The sequence below is a fragment of the Psychrobacter sp. G genome (assembly GCF_000418305.1).
In the GTDB taxonomy this organism is placed as follows: Bacteria; Pseudomonadota; Gammaproteobacteria; order Pseudomonadales; family Moraxellaceae; genus Psychrobacter; species Psychrobacter cryohalolentis.
This window is the reverse complement of the sequence record NC_021661.1, coordinates 2,115,517-2,133,541: the sequence shown is the minus strand read 5'-3', so window position 1 is coordinate 2,133,541 and position 18,025 is coordinate 2,115,517. Positions and strand designations below refer to the sequence as shown.

13 protein-coding genes and 1 tRNA gene are annotated in these 18,025 nt (G+C 41.7%); 2 read left to right on the top strand and 12 right to left on the bottom strand.

The genetic code is table 11. The annotated features are described in order from the left end of the window. Positions 1–14: 14 nt before the first annotated feature. From csy2 to PSYCG_RS08750, 8 genes are all read right to left on the bottom strand, one after another. The gene (gene csy2 / locus PSYCG_RS13125; protein WP_020443857.1) at positions 15–1,214 is read right to left on the bottom strand and encodes a type I-F CRISPR-associated protein Csy2; all 1,200 of its coding nucleotides are present in this window, start codon (positions 1,212–1,214) and stop codon (positions 15–17) included. Next, positions 1,211–2,731, bottom strand: coding sequence for a type I-F CRISPR-associated protein Csy1 (gene csy1 / locus PSYCG_RS08780; protein WP_020443856.1), 1,521 nt, complete (start codon positions 2,729–2,731; stop codon positions 1,211–1,213). Before csy1 ends, csy2 begins: the two co-directional genes overlap by 4 nt. Positions 2,732–2,742: 11 nt before the next feature. Next, positions 2,743–6,228 carry a type I-F CRISPR-associated helicase Cas3f gene (cas3f, locus tag PSYCG_RS08775; RefSeq protein WP_020443855.1) on the bottom strand — a complete coding sequence of 1,162 codons (3,486 nt, stop codon included), beginning with the start codon at positions 6,226–6,228 and terminating at the stop codon, positions 2,743–2,745. Continuing rightward, entirely contained in the window at positions 6,229–7,224 is a 996-nt protein-coding gene (gene cas1f / locus PSYCG_RS08770) for a type I-F CRISPR-associated endonuclease Cas1f (RefSeq protein ID WP_041772288.1), read from the bottom strand. A 174-nt stretch (positions 7,225–7,398) separates the two neighbouring features. Beyond that, positions 7,399–7,725 carry a hypothetical protein gene (locus PSYCG_RS08765; RefSeq protein ID WP_020443853.1) on the bottom strand — a complete coding sequence of 109 codons (327 nt, stop codon included), beginning with the start codon at positions 7,723–7,725 and terminating at the stop codon, positions 7,399–7,401. Positions 7,726–7,735: 10 nt separating this feature from the next. Then, the gene (locus tag PSYCG_RS08760) at positions 7,736–8,026 is read right to left on the bottom strand and encodes a hypothetical protein (RefSeq protein ID WP_020443852.1); all 291 of its coding nucleotides are present in this window, start codon (positions 8,024–8,026) and stop codon (positions 7,736–7,738) included. Continuing rightward, entirely contained in the window at positions 8,023–9,225 is a 1,203-nt protein-coding gene (locus PSYCG_RS08755) for a site-specific integrase (RefSeq protein WP_020443851.1), read from the bottom strand. The genes PSYCG_RS08760 and PSYCG_RS08755 overlap by 4 nt, the downstream gene beginning before the upstream one ends. An 11-nt stretch (positions 9,226–9,236) precedes the next feature. Then, positions 9,237–9,452, bottom strand: coding sequence for a hypothetical protein (locus PSYCG_RS08750; RefSeq protein WP_020443850.1), 216 nt, complete (start codon positions 9,450–9,452; stop codon positions 9,237–9,239). A 149-nt stretch (positions 9,453–9,601) separates the two neighbouring features. Here PSYCG_RS08750 and PSYCG_RS08745 point away from each other — a divergent pair, with 149 nt between their 5' ends. Then, positions 9,602–9,826 carry a helix-turn-helix domain-containing protein gene (locus PSYCG_RS08745; RefSeq protein WP_020443849.1) on the top strand — a complete coding sequence of 75 codons (225 nt, stop codon included), beginning with the start codon at positions 9,602–9,604 and terminating at the stop codon, positions 9,824–9,826. Between the two features lie 240 nt (positions 9,827–10,066). Here the strand turns inward: PSYCG_RS08745 and PSYCG_RS08740 are convergent. Then, positions 10,067–10,143, bottom strand: a tRNA-Val gene (locus tag PSYCG_RS08740). 296 nt (positions 10,144–10,439) lie between these two features. Between PSYCG_RS08740 and PSYCG_RS08735 the strand changes: the two genes are divergently transcribed. After that, the gene (locus PSYCG_RS08735; RefSeq protein ID WP_020443848.1) at positions 10,440–11,432 is read left to right on the top strand and encodes a glutathione S-transferase family protein; all 993 of its coding nucleotides are present in this window, start codon (positions 10,440–10,442) and stop codon (positions 11,430–11,432) included. 241 nt (positions 11,433–11,673) lie between these two features. On the opposite strand, the gene hemB is transcribed toward PSYCG_RS08735, so the two are convergent. From hemB to PSYCG_RS08720, 3 genes are all read right to left on the bottom strand, one after another. Beyond that, entirely contained in the window at positions 11,674–12,681 is a 1,008-nt protein-coding gene (gene hemB, locus PSYCG_RS08730) for a porphobilinogen synthase (RefSeq protein WP_020443847.1), read from the bottom strand. A gap of 254 nt (positions 12,682–12,935) precedes the next feature. Beyond that, on the bottom strand, positions 12,936–14,723 hold the full coding sequence (locus PSYCG_RS08725) for an efflux transporter outer membrane subunit (RefSeq protein ID WP_020443846.1): 1,788 nt from the start codon (positions 14,721–14,723) through the stop codon (positions 12,936–12,938). Continuing rightward, positions 14,720–18,022, bottom strand: a complete 3,303-nt coding sequence (locus tag PSYCG_RS08720) for an efflux RND transporter permease subunit (RefSeq protein WP_020443845.1) — start codon at positions 18,020–18,022, stop codon at positions 14,720–14,722. Before PSYCG_RS08720 ends, PSYCG_RS08725 begins: the two co-directional genes overlap by 4 nt. Positions 18,023–18,025 lie beyond the last annotated feature (3 nt).

Sequence of the window (18,025 nt, the reverse complement as noted above, 5' to 3'; positions counted from 1 at the left end):
ATAAAAATATTTGATTACAATGAATTTAGATCTTGTACTAATAGGGCATCAATATCATCTGTAGCTGTGCTATCAGATTTTTCAAAACTATGGTGGTTGCTACATAAATACCAGTCAGGGGAGTAGTTGTACTGCCAAAATGAGTTTGAAACATCGTTCAAATTTTTCCAACGATGCACACTTTGCCATTCGCCAATACTATGAACCGCCTCTACAAAGCAAACTTCAGTAGCACTATCTCGCGTACCTGTAACCTCATCGTTATTCAACACTTCAGATATCGCTTTGTAGCCACACATAATAGGTACTAAATAGCCACGAGCGGGTTTAGGTATATATTCCCATTTTGCAGTTGTGCGTTCAGTCGGCTCCATGTACTGTTGCCACTGATCTATCAAGTTTTTGTTAGGTTTATCTGCTACTAAATGACTAAAATAGTTTAAGAGATTATCGGGCAATTCTTTTGGGTTATAGCTTTTTTCTAAATGATGTTTCCATTCTGCTATCAATATAGTGTTGTCAGAATCTTGATCTTTAAGCAAACCTACGAGATGGCGATCAATTAAATCATAAGCTGGACGAGCTCGTCGTTTAAGCGCAAAAAAATCAATCCAAGCGTCAAATATTTCAGTAGATGGGTTGTCAGTTTGCATACTCTCAAAATAGTCATCTAACAAGTTAGAGCGATTGATAAGTGCAAAGCCGGGTAACAACTTACGTTGTAATGCTCTCAGTGAAGCTTTATCTTCATCATTATTAATAGCAAATCCAGTAACACCTGCAATATTAAAAATACTACCGCCTGCCAGTCGCTGTAAGTAACTTTGCTGCTGAACCCAATCTATAAATACTTGACCATACTGTTTAACCGAATCTTCAACTTCAATAAGCAAAGACACCGTCATCGACATTTTACCTTCTTCGATGATAGGCGGTGGAGAGTCTTTGGCGTGTGAAGCTAGATAGGGTGGGTTACGAGACTGGGTAAATGCGATCGTTGAGCCACTGCAATAGGCACTGGTTTGTTGATCATGAGCGATGACCGCACAGCCAGCCAGCTTAATAGAGTGAAAGTCAGCGTGCTGATGTATTTTACGCTGCAATAAATGGACAAATCCCAAAAAATGCGTTATTGCAGGGAACCCCCAAGTAAATCCTGCTACCGTATTAGCACCTTGAATGTCAATATGATCAATCAGCAAAAAGTTACTCATATAGTTGCCCCTTTATCTATCGCTTGTTGGTCAGTATTTTCGATAATAAAAATATTCAAATAATCATGTAACTGCTGCGCAAATAGCTTTTGCCATAGTTTGCGATGTTCGGCTTGTGGCGTGAAATTCTTACTATTCTTATTCAGCTTATTATTTATCCAACTACCAAAATCATGAGCAACTACTCGCTGCCAGTCATTACTTTGTTGTTTGAGGACAAAAGTATTATCTTGTCGATTACAATCTAGAAAATAACAATGTTCAATATTATTGCTTTCCAGCTTACTGCCAGCCGACCAGCCCGCAGGCAGTTGCTGTATTAAGCTGGCATAGGCAATCACATCGTCACTGATAGCCTGTATCCATTTTTCAATGCCAGCCATAATATGTGGCTTACGATACACCTCAACTGCTCCCAAAAACATTGCTTGAAAGCCTTTAAGGTTATCGGTACAAAGATAGTTTAAAGGTTCGTGATTGAACATATTACTTTCAAAGTTAGGGGGTTTGATTTGAGTTTGCCATATGGGAGGCTTAGTATTAAATAAATACAGCTTACCGCCGCGTTTACCGTTTAATTGTGAGGCATTGCTATGATTGCTGGCCGTGACCGCTATCGCTGCTTTTTGTGGATAATCATAAAAAATATCTGCATGATATTTTTTATCAAAGTACTGTTTTCTACTTAGTTTAAGTGCATCATTAAACAAGGTGGTAAATATGTGCTGCGCTAATGACGATGAGATTATAGGACATAATAAATGATAACGAGCTTGCTCTAAGGTGTCAGAATTGACAGGAAAATAGACTTGTTTGGCTAAGCTATGGGTAGATAGTGTTGAAGGTTGAGTAACTTGTCTAAAGCGCTCATTCCATTCAGCCAACTGTACCTCATCCTTAGCAAATGACTTTAACAGGTTGTTTGATAGTTGCGTGAATGCCTGTGCTAAGTTGACACCATCATGCTCTAATGATAAAAACTGATAGATAGGGGCATATTGATTGCCTGCTACCGCACCATCTATGATGATTTCAGACAGGCTTGATGTGGTCAATACATCTGGTCTGCTTGAGCTAAGTGTGTCATTAAGTGATGAGCTATCAATCTTTGAATGTGTAAGTTTAGCGACATGAGTCGCAAAAGTGATACTGCTTGCGTTATTTGAAGCATCTTCAATCCAAGCGTGTGCCTCATATTTTTTGTTTAGCTTATCAATTAAAGCAGTGTAGTCGGATTCGAGACTAGATTTATCGACAATATCAGTTAACTCAAGATGCTCAAATAAGCTATCCATGCGTGACATCAAAAAACTCTTTTCACTGATATTATCAGGCTGTTTGTTCTTACGAGTATCTAAAAAATCCTCAAAATCTTCTGATACTGTATTAGGTTTTGTAATCAGATTTTGCATATTTTTAAAAGTTTCTTTAGTAAACTTACTTAAATCAGCCTCAAATTTAGCTAATAAAAAGCCTAAAATAAGCGTTTCCCAATGATTCTCGTTATTATCAATCATGTATTACTCCCTTAGTGTTTGCTATATATGCCCAAATGATTATGATAAAAAAATGTACTTTGCTCCTCACCATATTTTGTCACACGAAATTCGCCAAATTGAACACTCACTTTATCAAGCGTTAAGTTAAAATCTTTTGCGCGTTGCTGGTAAATTTTTAAAGGGTTTAAATCAAACCAAAATACACTGTTATTACCTTTTGGCTGCCATTCATCATTCTTAAATTTATCAAGTGGCTCACCCAGTTCAGGTGGCCTTTTATCCGTGTTCATATGTTTAAATGTCATACCATGAAACTCATCAGCAAAATACAAGCGATAACTAATATCATTTTTTGAGTCTCTAAAGCGCTGCTGACGCTGTACCTCCCCACACCAGTGTGGATAGCTAGACCACCATACACTGGCAGGCTTTAAACCTTTATACAAGGCTTCAAAAAGTGCCATGTGTTCTAGTGCAGTTAAATGCTTATATTGCACATGATGTTTTGCATCTTTTTTACGACTTGTAGCCGAGCTTTCAATAAGAGTGCGTTCAAATGGGAATAGCGAAATACGAGGAGTGGCGCTAATAATATTAATTTCGCCTTCTCGTAAAATACTACTTAACTTTTTATCAGTTAATGAGTCATTGAGCTGATGTGAATAAAGCGTGAGATGGCTTATTAACTGATCATCTTCTATGGTTGCATTTTTGGATTCAAAGCCAGGCTTGGTAAAACATATCTCCTTATTGCTTAATGCTTTAATGTTTTTATTCAGGACATGTATATTAGGCAATTTCGGCTGCATGTCTCGATGACGCAATACTCGTCCTGCTATTTGAATAATAGAGCGCATAGACGATGGTTCAATAATCGCCCAATCATAATCATGGTCACGTCCAACTTCGGCTACTGGTGAAGCTACCACCACAAAAATATGATGTTTTTCATTATAGCTATTAACGATATCACCCAAGCCGTCATCTGTATCCCAAATACGCTTGTTATCTTTACGCTTAAGGATATGATCAAGCTGTTCTTCTAAATGAGAACGTACCGCTAAAGCATAGCGACTATGATAAACACAATAATGAATACAAGTATTAGCAGGAGCATCCATATCTAATAAGCTTTTTGCGACAGCAACGATAGGATCAATATTTGCCATCCGTACCAACCCGATAGAAATGGTCTTATCATTTTTGCTTGAATGATGGTGTGCGTGTAATTCATGAATACTGTTATAGATAGCTTGAGATATATTTTCAGTCGCTTTCTGACTAGCATCCTCCTTCATGATGACAACCTTACCCAGTCGTTTTGGAGGTAGCTTTTCTAATTGTTTCACTCGCTTTTCTACGAAGCTGTTGTGTAGCTTTTTAAAGTTATCAAGACTAGTTTCAAGCGATGCTATAGATGATTGTGTCTCATCAAACCAAGCACATTGAATAGAGCTATTCCAATCTTCAATATTGGCTTTTGCAAAGGCTTGCCAGCCAGACTGATAGGCATCAAAACAAGCATAAACTAGCGCTGGTGGCATAGTTGCGGTAGACAATATAACTCGGCTACCAAGCATTGCTGTCCAATGGATCAGTCGACATAGTGCTGGAAGGTCAGTTAAGCCAAAATCATCAGGTTCATCTAGTATTAAGTCGCTAGTAAGCAGTCGTAGCATAGGGGCAATTTGTTGACCACCACGAATACCTTCTGTTGCGGGAATTAGATGGTCGATAGTACATACCAACACAGGAGGCTGTAAAAGATTCTCAGTAGTAGGTTTACGTTTAGTCCATTGAGACAGCGCATGATTGGTTAATGTGCCTGTATAATTGACGTATAAGTCAGGATTGAGATAATCATCAGCAGAGGGACTACCTAATTGTTCATTAGTACTCTTTTCTTCTTTACTCTTTTGCTGATTTTCAAATAATGCTTTGACTGAAATGCCGCCGACAGTAATAGATAAATCATCGTCGGATAGCTCTAATGCTTCTTGAAACTCTTTTCCTGTCTGTAACGTCAGAGTGCGTAGTCCAAGCGCGACGTTGAAACGAACCTGCCCCGTGGCTTTGCCTAAGGCGTACATAATCTTGGCATTTGCTAACGTTTTCCCACTCCCTGTTGATGCCATGTTGATACCAAAAAAACCATTTTTTAAGGTATCTTTACCTACTTTTTCAGCCGTTTTTTTGGCATCATCTTGCCAACTAAATTTTTGATACAAATTATCAATGATTTGTTTTTTATCTTCACCTTTTATTGTGAGTGACAAAGTGGTTTTGACTTTATCTTCCAAAAAACTATTAGTAGATAGCCCTCTTAGTTCAGATTTGAATTTTGGTAATGCTTTAATGATTTGCTCAGCATGATGAGCAACCCCAATCAGATGTTCATCTAACTGTTGCTTATAATCTTTTGTATGCTCATCTACCATACGAGTATTGGCGTAAACAGGGTAGCGCTCGCTTTTCCATCCTTTTTGTCGTAATTGTTCATGAGTTTCTGTAATATTAAATGATGAAACATGATGGTCAGCGAGCATTAACGCCAGTCTTGATATATGGGCTGTGAACAGTTCATCTTTCAAAAAGTCAGTTGTGTCTAATAACTGTGATGATAAAGCTTGCTTGGCCTTTGTCGCCAATAAACAGGCATAGGATGTCCACTGTAAGCTGTAGTAAGGTAGGCCATGGTGGCTGATTTCCCAATTATCAGCCAAACGACTTTGTTGCTCTATATCTAAACAGTTGGGTGAATTCCAAGTTGGCTTGAAAGTATCTAACCATTGATTAATATCATTAAAATTTGGCTCATCTCCAAGCTCATTTTTCCACTTGGGGTAAGAGGGGAGTTTGTGATGTGCCACAATGAGCCATGCCACTAATCGAGCGAACGGTGGTAGACTGATAAGAGGGTTGGTAAATTCTTTGTCTTCAGATAGGCCATCTTTATATAAATTATCTAAACTAGGCTTATCGCCATTAATCAATATGTTCAACCAAGCTTGATCTGTATCATCTTTATCGACTAATACTTCAAACAAACGCAGCGATACCCATTCATGACGATAAGGTTCGAATGAGTCTGTTTTTAGCTTTGGATTAATTTTTTGTTGGAATAATATATTGGCTTTGCCGAAGTCGTGAAATAACCCTGCAATCGCTGAAGCATATCTTATTATAGTTGACGTACGCCAATGATGGCTGTCTTGATAAATAGAGACATCTCTTTCTGTGACGTTCACAGGAACAATCCCAACCTCATTAAACTTACGCTTATTGCCCACCACCCATACCAGCTCAGTCAGCTGGCGTGTCTTATTACGATGACAGCTTACCGCCGTTGACTTAGTCGCTGAGCTGCGTAATAGTTGCTTGACCGTTTTAAGACCTTCCTCGGTAATAGCCGTTTGCCAAACATTGTCACCGATACGGTTGGCGAAAGCGTCTAAAATACGCCTAGTTCGACTTAGAGCCTTTTTTTCACATTGCGAGACTAAAGTGACAATCATTTATGCCTCCCAATTTTTAGTCATAGCAATCTGCTTTATGACTTCAAACTGATAATCCAGTGCCTTATGCTTAGTAAAAATATTCAGACATTCTTGACGAAACTCTTGCTCGCTCATGTTTTCGCTAGCACAGATAAAGGCGAGAGGCAGCACTAAAGCATCTTTAATAATATCGGCAATATCAAACACCAGAGCACCACGTCGAGTCTTGCCGTGCATTACAGCAAAGCCATGCGGAATGCCCAGTGTCCATGCTGTTGTCGCACCTAAACCATATGCTAGATAATTACCATGATTGAGAAAGCCATTGGCCTTATCGATACCTTCATGTTCCCTTGTAAAGCCATCATAGCCCGTATTTTTGGCGGCCAGTTTATAGAGCTGCTTAGTCAAACGCGCTTCTAATTGCAATAAGTGCATGACTTCCATTTGCTGATTGATTTGCCGAATGTTATCGGATAGCAGGGCTTGCACCGCGTCATTGCTGCTATCAAAGCCCCAACGTTTTAGCTCACTGTCTCTGCTCCATACCGTTTGCAGATAAGCCAATCGTGCATGTTGCAACAGTTTCGCTGCCATCAAACGCTTGTCATCATCCCACCACCAGCTCATCCACCCTTGAATGTATTCTGTTGGACGATACTCGCTTTGCGGCGTCATCCACTCGATAAATATTTCACGCTCCGTACCCATAAATAATGGCGAGCCACCACCACCACAAAAGCCAACTAAGACGCCAGCTTGTGATAGCAATCGCATTGCCGCTTGAGTGATGGAAGTTCCCGTACCGAGTAGAATGGAGGTGGTATTAGCAATAGGAATGTTATAGAACAGATTGGCTTTATCCTCTTCTGTTAGATAGAGAATTCGACCATCTTTTTGCATTACCCTACAATGAGAAAGGTAGTAGATATTGGCACGTTTGGAGTGCAAAATAGTCTTTAGATCAGAGGACGCGAAACTATTGTCAGTATAGGCGTTGCTAGGTTTTGCCATAGTAGTTCCGTCCATTGGAATTATTGTAGAGTTTAATACAAATTTACTTTAACCGAACTATGTTGGTAAAACAATATATATAAAAGTCTTTACGACAACGGATGTCGCTAAAGACTTAAAAGACAATAAAAAGCCAAACAACCTAGGCTGTTTGGCTTTAAATATTTAAAAAAATTATCGGTTGTTATGCTCACGCCATGCGGCGTGCTCACATACCTCACAACACCAGCTCTGTTTTGAGCGCATATAAGGAATGTCTGCTGGTACCTCTAAAGGACAAATATAGCCACAGTATTCGCATAGCACATCATCTAAATAAGCAAAACATTGACCTATCGTTTCAAACAAAACGTGTAAGCTGATCTCATATTGGCAACAAAGCGCATTTACATGTTCAATATAGCCATCATATCCGTCATTGTTTGAATACGCCCAATAGTCTGCACAAACTTTTAGATCTCGAGCATTTTGAGTCATACTAGGCTGAAGTTTAACACTCATAGCATTCTCCTCAGTAACCATAGCCAGTTTGTGGTAGTAGTCCGTAAAGCTCACTCTCTAGCTGACCACACATCTCATCACATACATAGTCAGGATTGGCATCTAAGCGCTTCTGCACCCATGCTCGCATCGCCATATGGTTATCAAAATAGCTATTTACGCCTAAAAAACGTGCTAGGTTGAAGCCAAAGGAAATATGCAGCTCACAAATCAAAGTATTGGCGAGAATGTTCGCATCTTCGCTTACAACCCCGTCGGGTTTAAACTCACTAAACAACTTCGCATAGTTGATAATTTTCATTGTGACGTCTCCTTGTCAGTAGATATTTGAGCAATCTGACTCCGATTGACCAATGCTTCAAATGCACTGCCATCCTGCCGAGTCATATTCGGTACGTAACGGCTATAGGTGTTGAATAGCATCTTAGTCGTAGAGTGTCCCATTTGACTGGCTATCCATTCAGGACTCTCACCTGCTGCTAACCATAGTGTTGCTGCCGTATGACGAGTCTGATAAGCATTACGCTTTTTCAGACCCAAAATTTTAAGCGTGGGATGCCAAACTCGCTTATTCACGTTGTTGTAATCCAGTGGTTCACCAGTGTGCGCGCAAAACACATAGTCAGATCGCTTATAAGTGACGACCTGCTGCTCTTTTAGAGCATCATATACCCAAGGTGACATCTGAATGGAACGGTAAGACTCCTGAGTTTTAGGAGGAACAATTTTGCCTTTGACATAAGCTTGTTTGATCACAATCTCACGTCGATCAAAGTCAATGTTCTCCCATGTCAGCCCATCAATCTCACTCGTACGCATCCCTGTAAAAAAACGTACCAAATAATAATTGCGATAGTCTGCTCTCACACCGTTAATAAATTTCCAAACCTCATTTAGTGTGAATGGTTGAATATCCGTTTTAGGCTGTTTGAGCGCATTGATATCGTAATAAGGACTATCAAACTGATAGCGTTTTGCCGCTTCCTTTAGTATCATACCTAAAGGTACCATTATCGAATTGATGCGTGCCGCTGACAGATGTTTGTTAGCTTTTCCGTAAGTCACTTTGGCGAGGGATGAACGGAAGGCTAATACATCTGTCTTTTTTATGAGATGAATGGGCCTAGTCCCAAACTTAATGATTAAGTACATATCAATAATCTCCTTTATTTTGCGTTTATAGGTATCACGCCATTCAATTTCTTTTTCAGAAAACCATAATTCTGCGAACTGTTCAAAGGAAGGCGTATTAGTGTTAATGCATTCCTTACGATCGTTCAACGCTACCATTTCTGCCGCTTTGTCACTTTTTGGAAAATACTTAGCGTAGTTAAACAGACCTAGGGTAATTTCTGCCTCCATTTTCTCAATCACTTTCTCCAGCTTCTTGCGATTCGCTGGCGTGTCTGTCAGGTTTGTCGTCTCCCGGCAGCGTATGCCCATATAGTAAAAATCGACAAATAGCATGTTGCTCCCTTTGCGTGTTCTGATACTAGCCATCCTATTTCTCCTTATTGCAATGCCATGGCGTTGATGCTACCAGCAATACCAGTGCGCATATCTTTTTCAATTTCTTCCCAAACGTATAAAATCTTACGACCACCGAACGGACGTATATAATGAATGCCTTCGATGAGAACACTGTCCTTAAGCTCATTACGAATCGTACGAGGGTTGTATTTGATGAGCTCAGAAAGCTCTTGGGTAGTTAGGTAGGTATGTGACATAATAAATTCCTTGTAAGCCAATTAAATAACTATATTGTTTTATCGAGATAACAAATAATTCTATAAAAGTAATTTGTTGTTCGATAGAAGTACTTTACTAGCTATTGTTAGTCGATGCAAGTACTTTTTAGTCTATTAAGGAATTATTAATGATTTTATGTAATTTACCAGTGCTACTAGCCGAACGACGTATGAAGGTAGCAGATCTAATAAGAATGACGGGAATTAGCAAGTCGACAGTGCACAAGATCTATAACGAACAGACTTCAAGAATAGATTTTGACACTATGGACAAAATTTGTGAGGCACTAGATATTGAAGTAGGTGATTTATTTACTTATGTACCTAACGAGCCGCTAGATAAAGAAAAGTAAATTAATTTTAAGATGGTTTTAGGAAAGTTAAGGTGGAGGTCGAAAGTGCTATTCTGAAGGAAAGGCGAAATAGAGAGAAGGCACATTTTGGGCACAACTTGGGCACACAGAGTTTTTGATGCAGTTTAATTAGGGTTGGAAAAGTGAGTGTTCTACTTGGTGTCAATGTTCTTTTTCCGCTACAGCCCATATTTTACGGACAAAAAAAGCCCCAATCTTAAGATTGGGGCTTTCTAAATTTGGTAGGCATAAGCAGACTCGAACTGCTGACCTCTACCATGTCAAGGTAGCGCTCTAACCAACTGAGCTATACGCCTATTTAGGTTGAGTATTCTATCAAGTTCCCACTATTTTGCAAGCCTTTTTTCTAATAAAACTGCCTTATTATTGTGATCTTGCGATTTAGCTTTGTATCGACAGTCAAATAAGGATTTTTATGTAGTTTTAATTGCTATAATAGAATTATCATTTAGTTTTTATTGTCAATAGCGATAAGTCTCTTGGTACTGGGCAGTCTAGTAACACTATTGCAGATAATAGAAAAACATCTTTGATAATAATCAAATAGTATCTAATAAAGTTAAGTTAACAGTGAAAGGGTTAGGAGCACCGTATGGGCTTATTGGTCGATGGGCACTGGCAGGATAAATGGTATGATACAGCATCTAGCGGTGGACGCTTTGAGCGAGAAGATGCAGGCTTTAGAAATTGGGTAACGTCAGATGGTAGTGTTGGTCCATCGGGTCAAGGTGGCTTTCAAGCCGAAGCCAACCGTTATCATTTATATGTCTCTTTGGCATGTCCATGGGCAAATCGCACCACGATTTACCACAGACTCAAAGGTCTAGAAGATATTATTTCGATGTCTGTGGTTCATCCCTTTATGGGCGATAAAGGTTGGACGTTTGCAGAGGATGTAGGTGTTGTCACTGACCCTATTATCAATGCAAGTTATTTATATGAAGTTTATCTCGCGGCAAAGCCAAATTATACGGGACGGGTGACAGTACCGGTATTATGGGATAAAAAGACCAATACCATCGTCAGCAATGAATCTGCTGAGATCATTCGTATGTTTAACTCAGCTTTTGATGACGTTGGGGCAGTAGCTGGCGATTTTTTACCATCCGATGCAATAATAGAAATTGATGAGATAAATACGTTTGTTTATGATGCTATCAATAATGGCGTCTATAAAGCTGGTTTTGCGAGCACGCAAGCTGCTTATACAGAAGCGGTCGTTGCGCTATTCGCTGCGCTAGATACGTTAGAGGTGCGTTTGGCAGATCAACGTTACTTAATAGGTAACACAATAACTGAGGCGGATTGGCGCTTATTCACGACCTTAGTGCGTTTTGATGCCGTTTATGTTGGACATTTTAAATGTAATATTCGGCGCATCGTTGATTATCCCAATCTTTGGGGCTATCTGCGTGATTTGTATCAAGTATCGGGTATTAAAGACACCGTGAATATGGAACATATCAAAGCACATTATTACACCAGTCATGCAACGATTAATCCAACTGGAGTGATACCGGCTGGTCCTATTATTGACTTTGATAAGCCGCATGGGCGGGCACATTTATCGAGTGCTATTTTATAAAATGCTGTTTGAGTTTTTGGGATAAAGAAATAAAAAACCGTACCCGCTGCTATAAAGTCGCGGGTGCGGTTTTTTTAGTCTAGTCGGTCCTAAATAAAAGAAATATAAATATAATAAGGTACTACTGGGGTTAATTTTTCTTGCTTGCTGTGCCTACGCAGACAGAGGCTGCGAATAATTAGCCCCAGTAGTTCTGTACCCTTTTAAAAGTGGATTAACTATATATATAAATATGCTGATATTAAGCGTTATTCAGCTGTCTTGCCGCTTCTAATGCAAAATATGTCAAGATACCATCGGCACCTGCACGGCGGAAGCCAATTAATGACTCTAAAATGACGGCATCAGTCAGCCAACCGTTTTGAATCGCTGCCATATGCATGGCATATTCACCAGAGACTTGGTAGGCAAACGTTGGTACGCCAAAGGTGTTTTTGACTTCACGGATTAAATCCAAATATGGCTGACCCGGTTTAATCATCACCATATCCGCGCCTTCATTGATGTCCATGGCAACTTCGTGTAGCGCTTCAGCACGATTACCAAAGTCCATCTGATACTGCTTCTTATGCCCACCTTTTAAATTGCCCGCACTACCGACCGCATCACGAAACGGACCGTAATAAGCAGAAGCGTATTTTGCTGAATACGCCATGATAGCGGTATTCACAAAACCTTCAGCTTCAAAGGCATCACGCATCGCCTTGATACGACCATCCATCATGTCACTGGGTGAGATGATATCAGCGCCAGCACGTGCATGGACGAGCGCTTGCTTGACCAATACTTCAACCGTTACATCATTAACGACATACCCTGATTCATCCAGCAAGCCATCTTGACCGTGTGAGGTATAAGGGTCCAATGCCACATCGGTCATGACGACCATCTCTGGCACAGCATCTTTGACCGCTTTTACCGCACGTGCAGTGAGAGCGTTTTCATCATAAGCAGACCTACCATCAGGGGTTTTTAGTGAATTATCAATCACTGGGAAGATATCGATAGTTGTGACGCCTTCGCTCAACAAGTCTTTGGCGTGCTTAATGAGCAGGTCTATCGACAAGCGCTCAACCCCCGGCATACTAGCGATTTGTTGGCGCTCGTTAGTACCTTCTAATACAAAAACGGGGGCGATAAAGTGCTTGGGATGCAACTCAACTTCGCGAATCATTGCCCGTATATTGTCGTTATAACGCAAACGACGTAGGCGAGTTTCAGGGAATTGGCGGTTAAAAGTATAAGTCATATTGTTTCCTTATCTGAATGGCAATCACGGTTATTTTTTTAATTACTGAAATTTTTAATGAGGTTACTACTAAGGTTTTTAAAAAGGTACGTCACACAATGTCGATACTATACCCAATACCAGCTATGAAAAGCAAAAGCACTATAAAAAGCAAAAGCCCTATCGACTTACTATAATGAGTCGGTAGGGCTGATTGTAGTTATCGACTATCAACGCGATAAAAGTACGTTACACGCTTAGGGCTTTATAAAGATTTATGGCTCAATAATCTGCGTGACTGGTACTTGCTCGACATTGCTTTCAGGAACAGTGGTTTCTTCAACAATCACCCCGAGAGCAGCATCAGTCTTGCCATCATTATTGATATCGACCACAGCCGTTGGCTTAAAGGTCGATTTTTCTACTGGCTGTGCCTGTTTAATGGCGAGGGCTTCTTGAGCAGAAACCACACGCGCAGAACTTGCCGCATCGATAGCATCAGTAGCTTTTGCCTTGTTACTATTGGCAGCTGCATTGACTACTTGTACCAGATTTCTATGTTGCGGTACAGGAATCACGGTAGGTACATCTAGATTGGCACCGCCACCCAATACTTGATAAAGCTCGATTTGGCTGATGATTTTCTGCAGCTCTAAATCCAAAATGCCTTGCTGTGTTGAAAATAACGAACGCTGAGCATCAAGAACGTCTAAATAGTTTGAGATACCTGCTTTAAATCGCGCATCAGCAATCTGATACGTTTGCTCAAAGTTGTCTTGCAAACGATACTGCGCCTCTAACTGCTCGCCCAAAGTTGCACGGGTGGCTAAGACATCAGACACTTCACGGAAAGCTGTTTGAATTGAGCGCTCATAGCCTGCAAGGGTCTGCTTACGCTCGATTTGTGCCACATCATAATTGGCATCTAAACGACCAGCATCAAAGATAGGAACACTAATACTTGGACCGAATGACCAGCCGACAGAACCACTTTTAAACAAGTCATTTAAACTGCCGCTGCTTAAACCAACATTACTGGCTAAGCTGATAGAAGGGTAGTAAGACGCACGCGCCACTTCGATATTCGCACCAGCTGATTTTAGATTATATTCTGCTTGCAACACATCAGGACGATAGCGTAGCAGCTCACTTGGCAAGCCAGCACTAAATACCTGCTGACTTGTGATATTACTGACCGCAGGCGTTGGAATCAGATTGGTTGGAATCGGTCCACCAACTAAAAACTGCAATGCATTACGTGATTTTAAAATACTGCTTTGGGCACGTAAAACGGCAAGTCGGGCATTTTCAAGTGAGGCGCTAGATTGCAAAGAGGGCAGCTTAGGATCAATACCGGCTTCAAAGCGTTTGCTAGCAATAAATAGCGATTTCTCACGGCTCTCTACAGTCGCTTCTGCCAGTTGTAGCTGCGCCAAGCTATAGCTCAAATTGGCATAGCTTTGAGCAATGTTACTAATCAGACTGATCTGGGTCGCGTCTTTTGCCGCTGTCGTTGATAAAAAGTTCTGCAACGCTTGATCTTTTAAGCTGGCAATTTTACCCCAAAAGTCGAGCTCATAATTGGTAAGACCAAGGTTAACGTTATAGTTATCGCCTGTTTGTCCGCGTTGACGCGCGCGTGAATAGCCAGCATTACCATCAATGCGAGGTAGATCATTGATATCAGTAATTTGATATTGTGCACGGGCTTTTTCAATCGCTAAACGAGCACTTTCAAAGTCTTTATTGTTCTCTAAACCTAGAGCAATCAGACCCTTTAAACGCTCATCGCTGTAAAAGTTCTGCCAGCGTTGACTAGCAAGACTGGCTTGCTCAGCGCTACTAACGGTCTCTTTATCAAACGCGCCATAGGTTTGTTCGATCGGAATATTAGGCACCGCCAATATAGGACGTGTATCAGCCTTTGGAATGGTATTACAAGCCGCCATGCTGAATGCCAAAGCCGTTAAGCCAAGCAAACGACCGCTATTTTGGCGAACGCGGGCAGTCAAAGAGACTGCCTTAGTTGCTGAGTTGGGGGTAACAAAATAACTTAAACTCATTGTGTATTATCTCCAAAGCTTGCAGGCTGAGCTCTCTTAGAGAGCGTCATGTTTTGCATATCGTCGTCAACGTGTATGATCGGTGGCTCATTATACTCTGTTGGTCCAACTGGACTGTCTGGATTGTTCGGATTAGAGCCGCCAGGCGTACTCCCACCATTATTTGGCTTATTGTTGTCATACTTGTGAGGGAACACACTGCGTATCCAGATGTAGAACATCGGGATAAAGAAGATGCCTAAGAGGGTCGCCGTTACGACGCCGCCAACCACACTGGTACCAATGGCATTTTGACTGCCTGAACCTGGACCGCTCGCCAAGAATAATGGCACAACACCTAGACCAAAGGCAAGCGAGGTCATGATAATGGGGCGCAGACGTTGGCGTGCTGCTGTCATGACTGCCTCTTTTAGACTATAGCCTTCCTCTTGATGCTCTTTAGCAAACTCGATAATCAAGATGGCGTTTTTGGCCGATAGACCAACCACCGTCAATAGACCTACTTGCAGGTAAATATCGTTGGCGAAACCTCGTAACCACGTAAATATGACTGCCCCTAATACCCCAAGTGGAATGACCAGTAGGACAGAGAAGGGGATAGACCAGCTTTCATACAAAGCGGCCAAACATAAGAATACCACTAAGATTGAAAGCGCGTAGAGCATCGGTGCTTGCGCGCCTGACTTTTGCTCTTCTAGTGACATACCCGTCCACTCGTAACCGACACCCTCAGGTAGCTTTTCGATCATCGCTTCCATCGAGCTCATCGCTTCACCAGTACTTAGACCGGGCGCAGCACTACCTTGGATGTTCATAGACGGTAAGCTGTTGTAGCGAGTCAAACGTGGTGAGCCTGATTGCCATTCACTGGTCGAAAAAGCATTAAATGAGATCATATCGCCCATTTCATTTCGTACGTACCATTTACCAATATCATCCGGATTGGTGCGGCTACTCGCTTCACCTTGAACAAAGACGCGTTTAATACGGCCACGATCAATGAAGTCATTCACGTAGCTTGAGCCCCAAGCGGTGGAGATAACGCTATTGATATTACCTAGTGACAAGCCATAAGCGGCGGCTTGCTCTTGGTTGATATTCACCTTAAGCTGCGGTGAATCTTCCTGACCGTTAGGGCGTACACCAGCGACTTGATCGTTTTGCGCTGCCATGCCTAGCAGCATGTTTCGTGCTTCAAGTAGCCCGTCGTGACCAAGGTTACCATTATCTTGAATCATTAAATCAAAACCACTGGCGTTACCAAGTTCGGTAATGGCTGGCGGTACAATCGCAAAAACTTGCGCTTCATTTAATTGAGTAAAGAAGTAACCCATTGCTCGACCAGCAACAGCCTGAGCGGTGTTCTCATCACCGGAACGCGCTTCCCAATCTGACAAGCGAACGAATGCCAGTCCCATATTTTGCCCTTGACCTGCAAAGCTGAAGCCTGCAATGGTAAAGACGGAGGCGATATTATCAGCTTCTTGTGTGGTGTAGTAGTTACTCACTTTATCGAGCACTTCTTGTGTTTCATCTAACGTCGAACCGGCAGGAAGCTGAACCAAGGTAAACATAATACCTTGATCTTCTTCTGGTAAAAATGAGCCGGGAATACGTAAGAATACCACCACCATGACGCCAATAATGGCCGCATAACCAATCAAATATAACCATTTGAAGCGAAAGCTTTTACCGACAAAGCCTTCGTATGAATGACTAAGCTTAAAGAATGAGCGGTTAAACCAGCCAAAGAAGCCTTTTTGCTTTTCTTCGTTGCCTTTTTCATGGCTCTTGCCACGTTTTAATAAGGTCACGCATAGCGCAGGGGTGAAAACAAGGGCGACAATGGCTGATAACACCATAGCAGTAATCAAAGTAATGGAGAACTGACGGTAAATTACGCCCGTTGAACCCCCGAAGAAGGCCATCGGTACAAATACTGCTGATAGAATCAAAGCAATACCGATAACAATCTTACTAATCTCACCCATCGATTGAATGGTCGCATCTTTAATAGAAATATGAGGATCTTCTTCTAAGATACGTTCAACGTTCTCTACCACAACGATCGCATCATCGACCAATAGACCGATGGATAGTACCATCGCAAACATGGTCAGCACGTTGATACTAAAGCCCGCTACATAAAGCACTGCAAACGTGCCCAGTAAAACGACAGGTACGGCAAGCGTTGGAATAATAGTTGCACGCCAGTTCTGTAAAAAAATGAACATGACGATAAATACCAACACAATCGCCTCAATGAGGGTCATGACGACTTGTTCGATAGACAAGCGTACGAATGGCGTGGTGTCATAAGGAACGACTGAGGCTAGACCAATTGGGAAGTTTTTTTCTAGCTCCGCCATACGTGCGCCAACGGCTTCACGAGTCTCAAGCGCGTTAGCACCACCTGCGAGTGAAATACCCAAAGCGGCAGCTTCTTGACCGTTATATAGCGATACTACACTATAGTCTGCACTACCGATTTCGACATCTGCCACATCGCCTAAGCGTACTTGGGCACCTGAGGTATCTGTTTTTAACAGAATATTTTGGAATTCTTCAGGTGTTTGTAGATAGCTTTGCACTGTAACGGTGGCATTGATAACCTGTTGATCGGTATCAGCAGGTGCTTGACCTAGCTGACCAGCAGATACTTGCGCGTTCTGCGCTCGTATTGCATTGACGACATCAGACGGTACCATGTTATAGCTGCGTAGGCGTGAAGGGTCAAGCCATACACGCATCGCATAGGTAGAACCGAAGACTTGAACTTCCCCCACACCCTCTACACGACTGATCGAATCGACGACATTGGAATTAATGTAATCGGCAATATCCGCTCGATCCATAGTGCCATCTTCAGAAATAAATGCTTGCACCATCAAAAAGCTGCTAGACGATTTATTGACGTTGACGCCCTGACGCTGAACAGACTCAGGCAAGGAGCTCATCGCTGCTTGCAGTTTGTTCTGTACTTGTACTTGTGCGGTATCAGAATCAGTACCATTCTCAAAGGTAAGCGTCACTGAGGCGCTACCATTTGACGAGCTCGATGACGACATATACATCAGACCATCAAGACCCTTCATACGTTGTTCAATGATCTGTATGACTGAGTTCTCGACAGTTTGTGCGTTAGCACCAGGATAGCTGGCACTGACTGAGATGGTCGGTGGTGCAATACGTGGATACTGCTCGATCGGTAGGTTAATAACCGATATTATCCCGATAAGCATGACTAAAATAGCCATCACCCATGCAAAAATAGGGCGATCAATAAAAAAACGTGACATAGT

Coding starts and splice junctions, on each gene's coding strand:
- PSYCG_RS08760 (WP_020443852.1), bottom strand. CDS start 8,026: ATGAAAATTATCAACTATGCGAAGTTGTTTAGTGAGTTTAAACCCGAC.
- cas1f (WP_041772288.1), bottom strand. CDS start 7,224: ATGGCAAAACCTAGCAACGCCTATACTGACAATAGTTTCGCGTCCTCT.
- csy1 (WP_020443856.1), bottom strand. CDS start 2,731: ATGATTGATAATAACGAGAATCATTGGGAAACGCTTATTTTAGGCTTT.
- PSYCG_RS08745 (WP_020443849.1), top strand. CDS start 9,602: ATGATTTTATGTAATTTACCAGTGCTACTAGCCGAACGACGTATGAAG.
- PSYCG_RS08735 (WP_020443848.1), top strand. CDS start 10,440: ATGGGCTTATTGGTCGATGGGCACTGGCAGGATAAATGGTATGATACA.
- PSYCG_RS08720 (WP_020443845.1), bottom strand. CDS start 18,022: ATGTCACGTTTTTTTATTGATCGCCCTATTTTTGCATGGGTGATGGCT.
- PSYCG_RS08725 (WP_020443846.1), bottom strand. CDS start 14,723: ATGAGTTTAAGTTATTTTGTTACCCCCAACTCAGCAACTAAGGCAGTC.
- cas3f (WP_020443855.1), bottom strand. CDS start 6,228: ATGATTGTCACTTTAGTCTCGCAATGTGAAAAAAAGGCTCTAAGTCGA.
- PSYCG_RS08765 (WP_020443853.1), bottom strand. CDS start 7,725: ATGAGTGTTAAACTTCAGCCTAGTATGACTCAAAATGCTCGAGATCTA.
- PSYCG_RS08750 (WP_020443850.1), bottom strand. CDS start 9,452: ATGTCACATACCTACCTAACTACCCAAGAGCTTTCTGAGCTCATCAAA.
- csy2 (WP_020443857.1), bottom strand. CDS start 1,214: ATGAGTAACTTTTTGCTGATTGATCATATTGACATTCAAGGTGCTAAT.
- hemB (WP_020443847.1), bottom strand. CDS start 12,681: ATGACTTATACTTTTAACCGCCAATTCCCTGAAACTCGCCTACGTCGT.
- PSYCG_RS08755 (WP_020443851.1), bottom strand. CDS start 9,225: ATGGCTAGTATCAGAACACGCAAAGGGAGCAACATGCTATTTGTCGAT.